Genomic DNA, 16,597 nt, shown 5'->3' on the forward strand with positions numbered 1-16,597 from the left:
CGGACGTGCCGACACCGGGCCGGCGGCGCGGACGGGCAGGGGCGTCGGCGCCGGTACGCGGACCTGGCGGGGCCCGCTCGCCGGAGCCGGTGGACCCTGCGGGTCCGGACCGACCGGATCGGTGAGGGCCCCAGCGTAACGGTGGGGTCCGACGGTTCCGGCGACGGCGGCCGGGCACGATCGGGCTCCGCGTGTCGGGCCTGCTCACCCCCTGTCCACCCCGGACGACGGCGTGTCGCGGACGGCCCGGCGGCGGGTTAGGGTCGGGCCACGATGCCCACCGCCCCCGAGCCGACGACGCCGCCCGGCACCGTGGTGTTCGACCTCGGTGAGGTGCTGGTGCCGTCCGCGGGCCTGGAGCGCCGGCTGGCCGGGGTGTTCGCCGTACCCGAACCCGTGCTGCGCGAGGCGTACTGGCGCCACCGCGCCCGGCACGACCTGGGTGACCCGCCGGACCGCTACTGGACCGCCGTCTGCGCCGACCTGGGCCTGGCACCCGAGCGCGCCCGGATGGACGCCGCCGAGCGGGTGGACGTCACGTTCTGGTCGACGCTGCCGCCGTCGTCGTCGATGCTGATCGCCGACCTCGCGCGGGCCCGGGTGCGCCTCGCCGTGCTGTCCAACGCGCCGCGCGGGCTGGCCTCCGCGGTGCGTGCCGCGGCCTGGAGCAGCCCGTTCGACCGGTTGCTGTTCTCCGCCGACGTGGGCGCCGCGAAACCGTCGCAGGACATCTTCCGGCGCGCCGACGTCGAGTTCGGCACCGCACCGGAGCAGGTGCTGTTCTTCGACGACCGCGTCGACAACGTCCGCGCCGCGTCCGCGCACGGCTGGGACGCCCACCGCTGGGAGGGCGCCGCCCGGGCCGTGCGGGTGCTGCGCGAGCGCGGGGTGCTGGGCTGACCGGTCCCCCGGGACCAGCGGCAGCGACGGTCGTGCACTGCGGTCAGGGGGGGGCCGCCGACCCCGGGCACCGTCGGGCTCATGATCGGCACGCGTGCAGCGATCGGTGCCACATCCGGCACCGATCGGCTCGGTCGTGCTGATCATGGACGGTGAGCCGGGGCGACCAGGGCCGGGACCTGACGAGGGCCGGGGGCTGACGAGGGCCGGGGGCTGACGAGGGCCGGGAACGCGGCTCGGGGACGCGCGCGGCTCAGGGGACGGGGCCGTCGTCGGGCGGCGGGCTCGCGGTGGTGGTCTGCTCGGGCAGCAGCGGCGACAGCGCGAGCTCCGGTGCGCCGGTCCCGGCCGGCGCGGCCTGCACGCCGCGCACGCCCGGGCGCGCGGCGAGCGCCTCGAGCCCGGCCCGGTCGGCGGTCACGACCAGCGCGACCACGCAGGCGCAGCCCGGGTCGGCGAGCGCGCGTCGCTCGGCCGCGGCCACGGCGGCCCGCCGGGTCAGTGCCGCGCGGGCCTCCGGCGTGGCCGCTCCCCCACCGTCGCGGGCGGCGCGGTCGGCGTCGGCCTCGGCGGCGTAGGCGGCCCGCTCACGGGCGACGCCGAGCGCGGCCGCCGGGTCCCCGGTGCCGGTGACCGGCTCGAACCGCAGCGCGGTCTGCACCCGGTCGAACGGCACCCGGAACACCGCGGTCGTGGTCGTCGTCCCGGAGCCCGCGGCCGCGGCGTCGGACGGGGCCAGCGGGCGGGTGAACTGCACGAGCGCGGGCACGGACACCCCCGGTGCCGGCAGCGTCGCGGGCAGCCCGGCGAGGTAGCCGGCGACGTCCTGGCCGGGGCCGGGGCCCAGCCGCACCGACCCCGTCGCCGCCGGGGGCCCGGCCGACGGACCGGACCCGGCGGCCCAGAGCGCACCGAGGAACACCACCGCCATCGCCGCGGCGATCCACGCCAGGGCCCGGGTGCTCAGACCGGTCACGCGTCAGTCCCGCAGGACGTCCAGCGCCGCGTCGAGGTCGGCCGGGTAGGGGCTGGTGAACTCGACGTGCCGCCCGTCGGCGGGGTGGGCGAACCCGAGCGTGCGGGCGTGCAGCCACTGCCGGGACAGCCCGACCCGCTTGGCCAGCGTCGGGTCGGCGCCGTAGGTGATGTCGCCGACGCAGGGGTGGCGCAGTGCGGAGAAGTGCACCCGGATCTGGTGGGTGCGCCCGGTCTCCAGGTGCACGTCGAGCAGGCTCGCCGAGCGGAACGCCTCGATGGTGTCGTAGTGGGTGACGCTGGGCTTGCCGCTCTGCATCACCGCGAACCGGTAGTCGTGGCGCGGGTGCCGGTCGATCGGGGCGTCGATCGTGCCCGACGACGGGTCCGGGTGCCCCTGCACGACGGCGTGGTAGCGCTTGTCGACGGTGCGTTCCTTGAAGGCCCGCTTGAGCTCGGTGTAGGCGTGCTCGGAGGTGGCGACGACCATCACCCCGGTGGTGCCGACGTCGAGCCGGTGCACGATGCCCTGCCGCTCGGCGGCGCCGGAGGTGGACAGCCGGAACCCGAGCGCGGCGAGCCCGCCGGTCACGGTCGGACCGGTCCAGCCCGGGGAGGCGTGCGCGGCCACCCCGACCGGCTTGTCGACGACGACGATGTCGTCGTCGGAGTGCAGCACCGTCAGGCCCGCGACGACCTCCGCCGGGCCCTCGATGACCGCGGGCGCCGGCGCGTCGGGCAGCTCGACCTCCAGCCAGGACCCGCCGGGCAGCCGGTCGGACTTGCCGGCCTCGCGGCCGTCGACCGAGATCCGGCCGGACTCGGCCAGGGTCGCGACGACGGTCCGGGACAGACCCAGCAGGCGCGACAGCCCGGCGTCGATCCGCATGCCGTCCAGCCCGTCGGGCACCGGCATGCTGCGTACCTCACCCACGTTCGCGGCTCCCGTCGATCTCGATGCCGCGCACGGCCATCAGCACCAGCAGGATGCCGCCGCACACGATGCCGGTGTCGGCGATGTTGAACACGGGGAAGACGCTCCCGTCCGGGGAGAAGAAGGCCAGCATGTCCACGACGTGCCCGCGCATCGGTCCGGGTGCGCGGAAGAACCGGTCGACCAGGTTGCCCAGCGCGCCGCCGAGGACCAGGCCGAGGCCGATCGCCCAGCCGGTCGAGGCGAGCCGCCGCGCGATCCGGATGATGACGCCGACGACCACCACGGCGACGATCGTCAGCACCCAGGTGTAGCCGGTGGCCATGGACCAGGCGGCGCCCGGGTTGCGCAGCAGCGTGAGGTAGAAGAACCCGTCGATCACGGTGACCGGCCGCTGCCCCTCCAGCGTGGCGACGGCGGCGATCTTGGTGACGAGGTCGAGCGCCAGCCACACCACGGCGATGCCCGCCAGCAGCGCCACACCGCGCCGTCGTACGGCGGGGTCGATCGGCGCGGTGGGGGGTGGGGGGTCGGCACTCACACCCGTGATTATGCGGGTCGCCCCGACACCGCCGACCGGCCGGTCAGCCGGCCCGCCCGCTCGGCCGGCCCCGGCCCTCGTGCCAGCGGACCAGCTTGCCGCCGCGGTCGACGTCGCGGATCCGCTGTTCGGTGTCCTCCCGGTTGTCCCGGGTGCTGACGACGAGGAACTGGTCCCCCTCGCGCAGCCGGGTGTCCCCGCCCGGGGAGAACGCCTCGGCGTCGCGTACGACCAGGCTGACCGTGGCCCCGCGGGGCAGCCGCAGCTCGCGCAGGTAGACGCCGTGCAGCCGGGACCCGGGGGGCACCTTCACCTGCAGGAGCTCGGCGTCGACCTCGTCGAGCGGGGCGGCGTCGACCTCGACGCCGCGGGTGTCGGTGCGCGAGACCACCCCGAGCAGCCGCGCCACCCAGGGCAGGCTGGTGCCCTGGACCAGGGTGAGCAGCACGACCAGCACGAACACGACGTCGACCAGGCGTTGGTTCTGGCCGCCGCCCTCGGTGACCGCGACGAGGGCGAGCACGATCGGCACGGCTCCGCGCAGCCCCGCCCAGGACAGGAACGCCTGTTCGCGCCAGGGCACCCGGAACGGCAGTGCGGCGGCGGCGACCGACAGCGGCCGCGCGGCGAGCAGGACGACCGCGGCGCAGATCAGCGCGGGCGCCACGGCGGCGGGCAGCCGCTCGGGCACCGCGTACAGGCCGAGCAGCACGAACAGCCCGATCTGGGCGATCCACCCGGTGCCCTCGGCGAAGGAGACGACGCCGCCGCGGTGCGGCAGCCGGGAGTTGCCCAGCACCAGCGCGGCACAGTAGGTGGCGAGCAGCCCCGAGGCGTGCACGCCCTGCCCGGCGGCGAAGGCCAGCAGGCAGGACGCGATCGCCGCGAGCGGGTACAGGCCGGTCGACGGCAGCGCGGCGCGGCGCAGCGCCCACGCCGAGCCCAGCCCGAGCGCGACGCCGACGACGGCGCCCGCGACGAGCTCGTAGACGATCAGCAGCGGCGTCGTCCAGCTGATGGCCTCGGTCCCGGCCAGGACGACGACGGCGATCACCACCGGTGCGTCGTTCATCCCGGACTCGAGCTCCAGGGTCCCGGCGAGGCGCTGCGGGACGGCGACCCCGCGCAGCACGGAGAACACCGCGGCGGCGTCGGTGGAGGACAGCACCGCGCCCCACAGCAGCGCGGTGCGCCACTCCAGGTCGAGCAGCAGGTGCAGCAGCCCGCCCGCGACGGCGATCGACACCAGCACCGACAGCGTCGACAGCAGCAGCCCGAGCCCGAGCGCGGGCCGCACCGCCGACCAGCGGGTGGTGAGCCCGCCCTCGGTGAGGATCAGCACGAGCGCGGTGAGGCCGAGGGACTCGGTGAGGCCGGTGTCGTCGAACGGGATGCCCAGCACGGACTCGCCGAGCAGCACGCCGATGCCCAGGTAGAGCAGCAGCGACGGCAGGCCGAGCCGCACCGAGACGCGCACCGCGAGCACGCCGAGCAGCAGCACCCCCGCGGAGATGCCGAGCAGCAGTTCCAGACTCACCGGGGCCCCCTGCTCAGGGCGACCAGGTCAGGGTGACGGCGTCGGTGCGCCGCGGCGGGAGGTCCACCAGCGCGGCGGCGACCGCCTCGACGCGGTCGGCGGGCAGGCAGAGCCGGCGGGTGACCCAGGCGGCGTCGTGCGGCAGGCGGGCCGCACGGGTCCAGGTCAGGACCTCCGGGTCGACGCCCTGCTGTTCGCGCAGCACCGCGACGGCGTCGTCGTGGGTCGCCGACGGCGGCCGGACCACGTCGTGGAAGCGCTCCCACAGCGGGTCCAGCCAGGCCAGTGGGTGCTCGGTCAGCATCTCGACCACGACGCCGCCGATCCCGCCGCGGGTGCGGACGGCGCCGGTCAACGCGGCGAGGAACGGGGGCAGGTCGACGACGTTGTGCAGGACGTGGTGGCAGACGACGACGTCGTGCCGTCCGGCGTCCCCGGCCGCGTCGGGCCAGCTGCCGTGCACGGTGCCGTGGGGCAGGTCCCGGGCGCGGGCCGCCGCGGCGAACACCGCCAGCATGTCGGCCTGCCGGTCGACGCCGACCACCCGCGCCACCGGCGACGGCTCGGGCCACGCCGCGCCGAACGCGGCGTCCCCGCCCCCGCAGCCGACGTCGAGCACCGACGCCCCGGCGCAGGTCCACGCCGCGGCACGCTCGGCGATCGCCCGCGCCGCCCGGTGCGACGGCGTGTCGGCCGGCTCCGCGGGCGGGGTGAAGTCGGCGGGGTCATGGGTCCACGGGTCGGCGGGGGCGTGCCGGAGGACGTGGTCGGGGATCCCGCGGCCGGTCTGGCGTTCCCGCCACCGTTCCGCCGCGTCACCCATGGGGTGAGGATAGGGCCCGGTGGTTCTGCGGAGTTGCGGCCGGTCCCGGTCGGCCAGACCGTCCCCGTGCCCGATCGACCCCGTCCGCCCCGGTGGTGGCTGCCGCTCACCGTCGGCGTCGTGGTCCTCCCGACCGCGCTGGTGCTGTGGTCGCAGCACGAACCGCTGCCGTCGCCGGCCGAGGGCGCGGCGCTGCTGGTCGAGGCGGCGACGGGCCGGGAGCACTCCGGCGTCACCGCCGACTGCCGGGTCCTGGACGGTGACGACCCGGTCCTCGGCTGCCGGATGCGCGACGACGGGGGCCGCCACGGCTGGGGCACCGTGCGCGTCGACGGGACGCGGGTGGAGGGCGCCCGCGGGTCCACCCCGCAGGACGTCGTGCGGACCCGCTGGGACTTCCCGGTGTCCGCCGACGGCGTCGCGGAGCTGGACGTGGTCGTCCCCGGCCCCGGCCCGACCGGGACCGACACGCTGGCCGGGGTCCTGATGTTCGCCGTGCGCGACCCGCTGCGCGCCGCGGGCCACGACGCGGTGCTCCTGTCCCCGCGCTGCCCGCCGGTGGCCGAGGGCGCGACGGTCGTGTGCCGGATCGACGGGGTCCCGGCGACCGTCGAGGTCACCCGGGTCTCCGGCGCCGACCACCGCGTCCGTCTCACGGTGACACCCCGCCCCTGAGCGGTGGTCGGCGCCGGTACCGGTCAGGCGCGGGCGACCGCGGTCGACAGCGTGACCGACGCGCCGTCGGGGCCGACGACCTGCCCGCTCGACGCGCCGTCCCCGGCGGCGCCGTAGGCGACCGAGGTCGCCAGCACCTCCCCGGCGACGAACGCCTCGTGGGTCCGGACGGCGTCGAGCACCGCGTCCGGACCGTCGAGGGTCAGCGCGATCCGGTCGGACACGTCCAGACCCGCGTCACGGCGGGCCTGCTGCACGACGCGCACGACGTCGCGGGCGGTGCCCTCCGCCGCCAGTTCCGGCGTCACCGTGGTGTCGAGGACGACGAGCCCCGCGTTCCCGGGCAGGGCCTGGGTCCGCTCCGGGTCGGCGGCGACGAGCTTCTCGGTGAACTCGCCCGGCTGCAGCGCGATCCCCGCGGCCACGACGGTGTCGCCCTCCTGGGACCATTCCCCCGCCTTGACCGCGCGGATGCAGGTCTGGACGTCCTTGCCCAGGCGCGGCCCGGCGACCCGGGCGTTGACGGCGATCTCGAACCGGCCGTGCGTGGCGACGTCGTCGGTCAGCTCGACCGAGCGGACGTTGACCTCGTCGGCGAGCAGCCCGGTGAAGTCCTCCAGCGCCTTGGCGTCGCCGGCGGCGACGGTCAGCGCGGGCAGCGGCTGGCGCACCCGCACCTTCGCGGACTTGCGCAGCGACAGCGCCGCGCTCGCGACCTGCCGGATCCGGTCCATCCCGGCGACGAGGCCGGCGTCGTGCGGCAGCCCGGCTCCGGCCTCACGGTGCGAGACCGACGGGTCCGACCCGGCGGGCCAGTCGGTGAGGTGCACCGACCGCTCCCCCGTGAGACCGCGCCAGATGGCCTCGGTGGTCAGCGGCAGCAGCGGCGCCGCGACCCGGCAGGTCACCTCCAGCACGGTGTGCAGGGTGTCGACGGCGTCCTGGCGCACGGCCGGGTCCTCGGACCAGAACCGCTCGCGGGAGCGGCGGACGTACCAGTTGGTCAGCGTCTCGGCGTGGTCGCGGATCCGCTCGCAGGCCCCGGCGATGTCGTAGGCGTCCATGGCCGCGGTGACGCCGTCGACGAGGTCGGCGGTCTTGGCCAGCACGTACCGGTCGAGGACGTGCGGGCTGTCGGTGCGGAACGTGCCGCGCTCCCCGCCCGCGTAGAGCGACAGGAAGTACCAGGTGTTCCACAGCGGCAGGATCGCCTGGCGGACGCCCTCGCGGATGCCCTGCTCGGTGACGACGAGGTTGCCGCCGCGCAGGATCGGGCTCGCCATGAGGAACCACCGCATGGCGTCGCTGCCGTCGCGGTCGAAGACCTCGTTGACGTCGGGGTAGTTCTTGCGCGACTTGGACATCTTCGCGCCGTCGTCGCCCAGGACGATGCCGTGCGCGACGCAGTTGCGGAACGCGGGCCGGTCGAACAGGGCGGTGGCCAGCACGTGCAGCGTGTAGAACCAGCCGCGGGTCTGGCCGTTGTACTCGACGATGAAGTCGCCCGGGTAGTGGTGCTCGAACCAGTCGCGGTTCTCGAACGGGTAGTGGACCTGCGCGAACGGCATCGAGCCGGACTCGAACCAGCAGTCGAGCACCTCCGGCACCCGGCGCATGGTCGAGCGCCCGGTCGGGTCGTCCGGGTTGGGCCGGGTCAGCTGGTCGACGTACGGCCGGTGCAGGTCGGTCGGGCGCACGCCGAAGTCGCGCTCGATCTCGTCGAGCGAGCCGTAGACGTCGGTGCGCGGGTAGCGCGGGTCGTCGGACTGCCACACCGGGATCGGGCTGCCCCAGTAGCGGTTGCGGGAGATGCCCCAGTCGCGGGCACCCTCGAGCCACTTGCCGAACTGGCCGTCGCGCACGTGCGCGGGCGTCCAGTCGATCTCCTGGTTGAGCTCGACCATCCGGTCCCGGAACTGGGTGACGCGCACGAACCAGGAGTCGACGGCGCGCTGGATCAGCGCGTTGCCGCAGCGCCAGCAGTGCGGGTACGGGTGGTCGTAGGTCTCGTGGCGCAGCAGGACGCCCTGCGCGTGCGCGTTGCCGTCCTTCAGGTCGCGGATGACCTGCGGGTTCGCGTCGAACACCTGCATGCCGGCGTACGGCGGGACCTCGGTGGTGAACTCGCCGCGGGAGTCGACCGGGTTGACGACCTCGATGCCGGCCGCGTCGGTGACCTCCTTGTCCTCCTCACCGAAGGCGGGGGCGATGTGGACCAGCCCGGTGCCGTCCTCGGTGGTGACGTAGTCCGCGGCGAGCACGCGGTGGGCGTTCTCGCGGCCGGTGAAGAAGTCGAACGGCGGGGTGTAGCTCGCGCCGAGCAGGTCGGACCCCGTCACCCGCGCCAGCACCGGCGGCTCCTCCCCCAGCTCGCGGGCGTACGCGGCGACCCGGGCCTCCGCGAGCAGCCAGCGCTCGGAGTTCGCCTCCACCACCACGTAGTCGACGTCGGGGTGCACGGCCACGGCGAGGTTCGACGGCAGGGTCCACGGAGTGGTCGTCCAGACCAGGGCGAGGGCGCCGTCGGTCTCCGGGCGGTCCGGCGTCGACAGGCGCAGTCCGACGGTGACCGCCGGGTCCTGCCGGTCGGTGTAGACGTCGTCCATCTTGGTCTCGGTGGCGCTCAGCGGCGTCTCGCAGCGCCAGCAGTACCAGAGCACCCGGAAGCCGGAGTAGACGAGACCCTTGTCCCACAGCGACTTGAACGCCCAGAGGACGGACTCCATGTAGTCCAGGTCCAGGGTCTTGTAGTCGTTGTCGAAGTCGACCCAGCGGGCCTGGCGGGTCACGTAGTCGCGCCACTCGCCGGTGTAGCGCAGCACGGACGTGCGGCACGCCTCGTTGAACGCGGCGACGCCCATCTCGTCGATCTCGGACTTGTGCTTGATGCCGAGCTGGTTCTCGGTCTCGACCTCGGCGGGCAGGCCGTGGGTGTCCCAGCCGAAGCGGCGCTCGACCCGGTGGCCGCGCATGGTGCGGTACCGCGGGACGACGTCCTTGACGTAGCCGGTCAGCAGGTGGCCGTAGTGCGGCAGGCCGTTGGCGAAGGGCGGGCCGTCGTAGAAGACGTACTCGTCGGCCCCGTTCTCACCGGCGGGGCGCCGGTCGACCGACGCGCGGAAGGTGTCGTCGGTGTCCCACGACGCGAGCACGTCCTGCTCGAGCGTCGGGAACGACGGGTGCGCCGGGACGTCGGGATAGCCGCTCACGTGTGTCGCTCCTCGTGCGTGCTCTCGCTTCGCACGGGGACGACGACGGCTCTGGAGAGCCGGGCCGCGGTACCACCCCGCTTGCCCGTGCACGGGTGCACGGGCCTCTCGTTCGACGGCGATGACGGGCCGCACCCGTCCGGTTCTACTCCGGCCCGGGGCCGTTTCTTCCGGAGGCTCCCCGGTGATGGCCGGATCGGTGCCTGTGGAACCAGGGTAGCGCGCGACCGCGCCCCGTTATTCCGTGGGGCGCGCCGCGCTGCTGGTCAGCGGGCCTGGGCGGGGTGACGCTCGCCGAGGGTCCGGTTCGGTGCGCACCAGCCGCACGGGGTGAACCCGAGCTCGACGGCCTCGCTGACCGGCAGCGGGATCACCGGGCGACCGGTGAGGGCCCGGCAGGTCTGCACGTGGTACCGCGGGTGTTCGTCGATGACGAGCACCTCGTCGGGCAGGCGCGCGGCGAGTGCGGCGAGGGTCGGGTCGCGCGGCTCCTCCGGGGAGTCGCCGTCGGTCCCGGCGGGCGCGTCGGCCCCGACGGTGTCGGCCGGGGTGCCGTTCGTGTCCGCGCCGGCTCCGGCGGGCGTGCCCGCGGGTGTCCCGGCCCGGGTGTCGTCGGCGGGGGCCCCGGATCCCGCGGCCGCGGCGCCCGCGGACACGGCGGCGTCGGGATGGTCCGCGCCGGACGGGTTGCCCGCTCCGGCCGGTCCGCCGGAGCCGCCCGCGCCCGGTCCCCCGGGTGCACCCGCGGCGCGGGTCACCGTGGTGGCGTCGGCCGGTCCGGGGGTGCGGGTCGCGGTGGTCGCGTCCGCCGAGCCCGGAGCGGCGTCCGCGGTGGTCGTGTCCGCCGTTCCCGGGGTACGGGTCGCGGTGGTCGCATCGGAGGGGCCGGACCGGCCCTCCGGGCTGTCCGGCCGGTCGGATCCGGCGGCGGGCGGGGTGCCCGTGCCGGCGCCTCCCGTGCCGTCGGCGCCCGAGCCGGTGCCCGACCCCGAGCCGAAGCCCGGGTCGTCGGCACCGTCGTGGGCACCGGAACGTGCTGCCGGGCCGGAGTCCGACCCGCCGTCGCGGCCGGCTACCACGGCACCGGCCGTCCCGGCGGTGACCGCGCCTGCGGCTGCCGCCGTCACGGCCGACGTCGTGCCGGCGGCGCCGGTTCCGGTCGGCCGCGAGTCGGTCGCCCGCGTCGTCGCCCCGGCGGGCGGTTCCGCAGTGCCGGGTTCGGCCGGGCCGGACCGTGCCGGGTCGCCGCCACGACCCGCACCGCCCTCTCCGTCCGGTCCCGCCGACGCGTCCGGTCCCGCCGGGGCGCCCGCGTGCGACGCGGCCACCCCACTCGGGTCGGCCGCGTCCTCGGCCCCGGATTCGGTCACCGTGTGTGAGGAAAGTCCACCCGATCGAGATGCGCCGGGCGGTCCCTCCGCAGAGCCGGACGGCCTGACGACCGGCATCTGGATGGTCTGGTCGGTCGCGTTCTGCGCCGCCCCGGGCGTGCCCGAGGCCGCGCCGCTGTCCGGCCGGACGACCGGCAGGACCTGCGTCGCGGGCTCCATGTCGGCGCCGTAGCGCGCCTCCATGTCGGCCCGGTCGGCCCGGTCCGGCGCCGCGGGGGCGCCGGTGCCTCGACCGGAGGCGTCGGCCTCCGCCCGGTCACCGGCCTTCACCGCGGCACGGGTCTGCCACCAGTCGTAGGCGAGCACCAGGCCCGCGATCAGGCTGATGACCACCGATGTCCACGCCAGTGCCACCACGTGCAGGAACCATCCTGCGAGCAGCAGCACCAGCGCGATGACCACGAGGATCAGGACCAGCACCAGCATCGGCGAACTCCGTCGGTCGGCAGCGGCACCTGTCCGCTACCCGGTCGTCGTCGGTCGTCCCCGGCGCCTCGGAGGCGCCGTGGGGCGGTCAGCTCCCGGTGTCGGCCCGCTGGCCGTACCCGGAGGCGGCGTACCCGCCGTTCGAGCCCGACCTGGTGGCACCGGAGCCGTCCGACGGGGCAGCGGAACCGCGACCCTCCAGGTCACGCAGCTGCGACTCCAGGTAGGTCTTCAGACGGGTGCGGTACTCCCGCTCGAAGGTCCGGAGCTCGTCGATCTTCTTCTCCAGAACGGACTTGTCGCGCTGGATGGCGCCCATGATCTCGTTCTGCTTGCGCTCGGCCTCGCTGACCAGGCCGGACGCCTTCTCGCGCGACTGGCGCTCGAGCGTCTCGGCCCGCGTGCGGGCGTCGTTGAGCATGGTCTCGGCACGCGAGCGCGCGTCGTTGACCAGGCCGTCGGCCTTCGTCCGGGCGTCCGAGAGGAGCTGCTCGGACTTGTTCCGGGCGTCCGACAGCATCGTGTCGGCCTCGTTCTTGGCCTCCGCGGTCAGGCGGTCCGCCATCTCCTGGGCGAGGCCCAGGACCTTGGCGGCCTGCACGTGGTGGTCACCGCCGTCGGCATCGGCGGGTCCGGCACCGGCCAGCTGCGGAGCGGGAGCACCCGCACCACGGCCCATCGGCGACGGGGAGGCGGCCAGGGCCTGGGTCTGCGCCGGAGCCGGCTGGCTCCGCGCCTCCTCCAGGTCGGCCTCGGCATCGCCGAGACGCTGCTCCAGCTGCGCGACCTGGTCGCGCAGGTCGTCGTTCTCCCCGATCAGCCGGGCCAGTTCGGCCTCGACCAGATCGAGGAAGGCGTCGACCTCGTCCTCGTTGTAACCCCGCTTCCCGATCGGGGGTTTGCTGAACGCGACGTTATGAACGTCGGCGGGCGTCAGCGGCATCGGATCACCTCATGCGGTCCTCGGCGGCACTCCCGGGTGACTGGGGCTCATCCCAGGAGCTGTGATCTGACGGCGCTCATCGAGATGAACACCACCAGCAACAGAACCATAATCGACAGGTCCAGTCCTACGCCTCCGATACGGACCACGGGGATCACTCTCCGCAGCAACTTGACCGGAGGGTCGGTCACGGTGAAGACGACCTCGAGCGCCACGGCGGGCGCTCCGGCGGGTCGCCACTGGCGCGCGAACGACCGGACCATCTCGACGACGATGCGGGCCGCGAGCAGCAGCCAGAAGAAGAACAGGACGTAGTAGATCAGCGTCAGGATCGGGTCGGCCACGACTCAATCCTGTCGGAAAGCTCCGCGCTCGGCGAGCCTCCGCGCGTCGTCCGCGGAGACCTCGACGTCGGCCGGCGTGAGAAGGAACACCCGGTCGGTGACCTTGTCGATGCTCCCGCGCAGTGCGAACGCCAGGCCCGCGGCGAAGTCGACCAGGCGTTTCGCCGCCGCGCCGTCCAGATCCGTGAGGTTCATGATGACGGGCACACCGTCGCGGTAGCGCTCGCCGATGGTGCGGGCCTCGTTGTAGCTGCGCGGGTGCAGCGTCGTGATCGACGCCGGTCCCGCGGCGGCCCGGTCGCGCTGCTCCGGAACCGGCGCGGGAGCCACGACGGGCTCGCTCCGCTCCTCGCGTGCCGGGCCCCGGAGGGTCTCCGGGTCCATCGCCAGCGCCCCGCGGACGGCCGCTCCGGCGCCCCCTCCGAGAGGGGTGGGAAGGTTCCCGCGCTCCGGGACCAGCCCGAGCGTCTCCCGCTCGCCGCGTGGATCCTGCCGCACGGCGCGCGCCGGACGGAGGGTCTCCCGCGCCGGGCGGGCGCCCCATCCGTCCTCGTAGCGGACCGCGGTCTCGTAGCGGTCGTCGTCGTAGGACGCCTGGTCGGCGAACCGACCGGCCCCGGCGGACCAACGGTCACCGCGCGGGCCGGCGTGGTGCTCGTGGCCGCCCCGGTAGTGATCCGGTTCGTCCACGTAGTCCATCTCGTCGGCCGGGACCATGCCGAAGTACGCCTTCAGCCGGTACATCGCGCTCATCCGCTGTCCCCTCGCAGTACTGCTCGACTCCGTACGCGTCCCAACCGCACGCGCACCCCGCGTTCTGGCGACGGTCTCGCCGGCGGTGCGGTCTCCGCCACCTGCTCAGTACCCACACCCACCAGCGATTACTCGGAGGCTATCCGCCGATCCCCCACAAGGGCCGTACCGACACGCACCACCGTCGATCCGTGACCGATCGCCGACTCCAGGTCCCCGCTCATCCCGGCCGACAGGACCGTCGCACCGGGGTGCCGCCCGACGGTCTCCCGGTGCGCCTCGGCGATCCGCTCGAACGCCGCATCGGGCTCCCAGTCCAGCGGCGCGACGGCCATCAGCCCGGCCAGCTCCAGCCCCGGCAGCTCCGTGACCAGGTCCGTCAGCTCGACGAGCCCCTCCGGGGCGACGCCGCCGCGGTCGGCGTCGCCGTCGACGCTGTACTGCACGAGCACCGGCAGCGGGCCGCCGCGATCCCCCGCGTCGCGGGCCTTCGCGACCTCCTTGTCGATCGCGCGGGCCAGCCGGGTCGAGTCGACGGAGTCGATCCGTGTCACCCACGGGAGCACCGTCCGTACCTTGTTGCGCTGCAGCCCGCCGACGAAGAACCAGTCCGGGGAGACGCCCGGGCGCAGGGCCCGGACCTCGTCCACCTTGGACGCCGCCTCCTGCGCGCGGTTCTCGGCGAAGGCGTCCAGCCCGAGGTCGACCAGTGCGGCCACGTCGGCGGCCGGGATCGTCTTGGTGACGGCGAGCAGCCCGACCTCGGAGGGGTCGCGGCCGGCGGCGCGGCAGGCCTCGGCCACCCGCTCGCGGACGGCGGCCAGTCGGTCGGTCAGTTCGCCGACGCGGTCGGCGGTGGGGGTGCGGGGATCGGACACGGCGTCCATCGTTCCCGCCCGCGGGGGCGCCCGCGAGCCCCGCGTGGCGTGGATCGCCGGACCGGGGCGCCGGTCAGCGCGGGTCGAGCCAGGTGATCCCGGCCTGGCGGCCGCAGCGGCCGTCGCGGCGGTGGCTGAACAGGTCCGGGTCCTCGACGGTGCAGCGCGGGTCGGTCGCGACCTTCGTGACGCCGAGGTCGGCGAGGCGGCGGGTGAGCCCGGCACGCAGGTCCAGGCCGGCGGTGCCGGTGCGGGTGGTGGACGCGCTGCCCGGCAGCGCGGCGTCGACCTCGGCGCGCATGGCCGCGGGCACCTCGTAGCAGCGGCCGCAGACCGACGGCCCGAGCAGGACCTCCAGCCGTGCGGGCTGCGCGCCCAGTGCGGTCATCTCGGTCACGACGGCGTCGACGACGCCCGCGGCCGCGCCGACGCGGCCCGCGTGGGCGGCCCCGACGACGCCGGCGACCGGGTCGCCGAGCAGCACCGGTACGCAGTCGGCCGCGAGCACCGCGACACCGAGCAGCGGCACGTCGGTGACGACGGCGTCGACGTCGGCGATGTCCGGGGCGACCCCGCCGGTGCCGGGGCGGGCCCGCGGGGACTCGCGCAGCACGGCGACGTCGCGGCCGTGGACCTGGTTCAGGAACACCAGTCCGGACAGGCCGAGCTCACGCACGACGCGGGCCCGGTTCCCGGTCACCGCGGCCGGGTCGTCCCCGACCCCCGACGACAGGTTGAACGAGGTGAACGGGCCCTCGGACCGGCCACCGGCGCGGGTGGTGGTGACCCGGCGGATCCGCGCGCGGCGGGTGCCGCCCGCGCGGGCCGCCGTGGCCGGTGTCGGTGCGTCCGGCACGCGGGTCAGCGCCGCATGAACGGCGGGACGTCCACCTCGTCCTCGACCGGCTCGGCCGGACGCGCCGCGGGGTTCCCGCCGACGGTCCCGTGCTGGGCCGGGGCCGACGTCGGCGAGGCCGGCGCGGACATCGGACCGCTCGGGACGGACGCGCCGTCGCCGCCGTGGTGCTGGGTGTCGCCCTGGCGCGGGGCCGGGGCGGTGGGCTGCGCGGGCGGCAGCGTCCCGGTGCGCTCGGGGGCCTGCGCCGTGGCGGGCAGGTGCGGCGCCGACGGGGTGGTCGCGGTCGTCGCGGCCCAGCGGGACTGGCCCTGCGGCTGCTGGCCCTGGTGCTGCTGGGTGTGGTGCTGCTGGGTCTGCTCGGCCTGCTGCGGCGCGGGCGGCGCGGACTGCGGTGCCGGCTCGGCGGACTTCTGGGTGCCGCGGGCGAACACGGCGGGCTCGAGCTTCTTGTGGGTCGGCGTGCCGCCCTCGAAGCCGGCCGCTATCACGGTGACCCGCACCTCGTCGCCGAGCGAGTCGTCGATCACGGTGCCGAAGATGATGTTCGCCTCGGGGTGCGCGGCCTCCTGGACCAGCGACGCCGCCTCGTGGATCTCGAACAGACCGAGGTCCGAGCCGCCCGCGATCGACAGCAGCACGCCCTGCGCGCCGTCCATCGACGCCTCGAGCAGCGGCGAGTTGATCGCCTTCTCGGCGGCCTGCACCGCGCGGCCCTCGCCGCGTGCGGACCCTATTCCCATCAGCGCCGACCCGGCCCCGGACATGACCGACTTGACGTCGGCGAAGTCGAGGTTGATCAGGCCGGGGGTGGTGATCAGGTTGGTGATGCCCTGGACACCGGAGAGGAGCACCTCGTCGGCGGAGCGGAAGGCGTCCATCAGCGAGACGCCGACGTCGCCGAGCTGCAGGAGCCGGTCGTTCGGGATGACGATGAGGGTGTCGCACTCGTTGCGGAGCGCCTGGATGCCCTCCTCGGCCTGCCCGGCGCGGCGGCGCCCCTCGAAGGTGAACGGGCGGGTGACGACACCGATGGTCAGCGCGCCGAGCTTGCGGGCGATCGACGCGACGACGGGTGCGCCGCCGGTGCCGGTGCCGCCGCCCTCGCCCGCGGTGACGAAGACCATGTCGGCCCCCTTGAGGACCTCCTCGATCTCCTCGGCGTGGTCCTCGGCGGCCTTGCCCCCGACCTCGGGGTTGGCGCCGGCACCGAGGCCGCGGGTCAGCTCACGACCGATGTCGAGCTTCACGTCGGCGTCGGACATGAGGAGGGCCTGGGCGTCGGTGTTCACCGCGATGAACTCGACGCCCTTGAGGCCGACCTCGATCATCCGGTTGACGGCGTTGACGCCGCCGCCACCGATGCCGACCACCTTGATCACTGCCAGGTAGTTGTGCGGGGGCGTCATGCG

At 75.1% G+C, this 16,597-nt stretch carries 15 protein-coding genes; 2 read left to right on the plus strand and 13 right to left on the minus strand.

Annotation, left to right across the window (positions count from 1 at the left end; genetic code table 11):
- Window positions 1-273: 273 nt before the first annotated feature.
- Window positions 274-900, plus strand: coding sequence for an HAD-IA family hydrolase (locus KPF22_RS19450; RefSeq protein WP_208820719.1), 627 nt, complete (start codon window positions 274-276; stop codon window positions 898-900).
- A gap of 253 nt (window positions 901-1,153) precedes the next feature.
- On the opposite strand, the gene KPF22_RS19455 is transcribed toward KPF22_RS19450, so the two are convergent.
- The 5 genes from KPF22_RS19455 to KPF22_RS19475 are packed head-to-tail and all read right to left on the minus strand — an operon-like array spanning window position 1,154 to window position 5,710.
- The gene (locus tag KPF22_RS19455; RefSeq protein ID WP_224402896.1) at window positions 1,154-1,876 is read right to left on the minus strand and encodes a hypothetical protein; all 723 of its coding nucleotides are present in this window, start codon (window positions 1,874-1,876) and stop codon (window positions 1,154-1,156) included.
- Between the two features lie 3 nt (window positions 1,877-1,879).
- The gene (locus tag KPF22_RS19460) at window positions 1,880-2,791 is read right to left on the minus strand and encodes an RluA family pseudouridine synthase (RefSeq protein ID WP_062404557.1); all 912 of its coding nucleotides are present in this window, start codon (window positions 2,789-2,791) and stop codon (window positions 1,880-1,882) included.
- Between the two features lie 10 nt (window positions 2,792-2,801).
- A complete protein-coding gene (gene lspA / locus KPF22_RS19465; protein ID WP_224402897.1) occupies window positions 2,802-3,350 on the minus strand; it encodes a signal peptidase II in 549 nt (182 codons plus the stop codon).
- A gap of 43 nt (window positions 3,351-3,393) precedes the next feature.
- Window positions 3,394-4,887: a potassium/proton antiporter gene (locus KPF22_RS19470; protein WP_208820715.1), complete on the minus strand. Its 1,494-nt coding sequence runs from the start codon at window positions 4,885-4,887 to the stop codon at window positions 3,394-3,396.
- 13 nt (window positions 4,888-4,900) lie between these two features.
- A complete protein-coding gene (locus tag KPF22_RS19475) occupies window positions 4,901-5,710 on the minus strand; it encodes a methyltransferase domain-containing protein (RefSeq protein WP_224402898.1) in 810 nt (269 codons plus the stop codon).
- 66 nt (window positions 5,711-5,776) lie between these two features.
- Here KPF22_RS19475 and KPF22_RS19480 point away from each other — a divergent pair, with 66 nt between their 5' ends.
- Window positions 5,777-6,385: a hypothetical protein gene (locus tag KPF22_RS19480; RefSeq protein WP_224402899.1), complete on the plus strand. Its 609-nt coding sequence runs from the start codon at window positions 5,777-5,779 to the stop codon at window positions 6,383-6,385.
- A 23-nt stretch (window positions 6,386-6,408) separates the two neighbouring features.
- Here KPF22_RS19480 and ileS read toward each other — a convergent pair whose 3' ends face one another.
- From ileS to ftsZ, 8 genes are all read right to left on the minus strand, one after another.
- Window positions 6,409-9,594, minus strand: coding sequence for an isoleucine--tRNA ligase (gene ileS, locus KPF22_RS19485; RefSeq protein ID WP_224402900.1), 3,186 nt, complete (start codon window positions 9,592-9,594; stop codon window positions 6,409-6,411).
- 266 nt (window positions 9,595-9,860) lie between these two features.
- A complete protein-coding gene (locus KPF22_RS19490; protein ID WP_224402901.1) occupies window positions 9,861-11,411 on the minus strand; it encodes a hypothetical protein in 1,551 nt (516 codons plus the stop codon).
- Window positions 11,412-11,499: 88 nt separating this feature from the next.
- Entirely contained in the window at window positions 11,500-12,354 is an 855-nt protein-coding gene (locus tag KPF22_RS19495; RefSeq protein WP_062402187.1) for a DivIVA domain-containing protein, read from the minus strand.
- A gap of 47 nt (window positions 12,355-12,401) precedes the next feature.
- Window positions 12,402-12,698, minus strand: coding sequence for a YggT family protein (locus KPF22_RS19500; RefSeq protein ID WP_373324230.1), 297 nt, complete (start codon window positions 12,696-12,698; stop codon window positions 12,402-12,404).
- A 3-nt stretch (window positions 12,699-12,701) separates the two neighbouring features.
- Window positions 12,702-13,451, minus strand: coding sequence for a cell division protein SepF (locus KPF22_RS19505; protein ID WP_062402184.1), 750 nt, complete (start codon window positions 13,449-13,451; stop codon window positions 12,702-12,704).
- A 128-nt stretch (window positions 13,452-13,579) separates the two neighbouring features.
- Window positions 13,580-14,338 (minus strand): YggS family pyridoxal phosphate-dependent enzyme, encoded by a 759-nt coding sequence (locus KPF22_RS19510; RefSeq protein ID WP_208820705.1) that lies wholly within the window; start codon window positions 14,336-14,338, stop codon window positions 13,580-13,582.
- A gap of 64 nt (window positions 14,339-14,402) precedes the next feature.
- A complete protein-coding gene (gene pgeF / locus KPF22_RS19515) occupies window positions 14,403-15,185 on the minus strand; it encodes a peptidoglycan editing factor PgeF (RefSeq protein WP_224400913.1) in 783 nt (260 codons plus the stop codon).
- 5 nt (window positions 15,186-15,190) lie between these two features.
- Window positions 15,191-16,594: a cell division protein FtsZ gene (ftsZ, locus tag KPF22_RS19520; RefSeq protein WP_224400912.1), complete on the minus strand. Its 1,404-nt coding sequence runs from the start codon at window positions 16,592-16,594 to the stop codon at window positions 15,191-15,193.
- Window positions 16,595-16,597: the final 3 nt, after the last annotated feature.

The sequence above is a fragment of the Pseudonocardia sp. ICBG1034 genome (genome assembly GCF_020131375.1).
GTDB classification, from domain to species: Bacteria; Actinomycetota; Actinomycetes; order Mycobacteriales; family Pseudonocardiaceae; genus Pseudonocardia; species Pseudonocardia alni.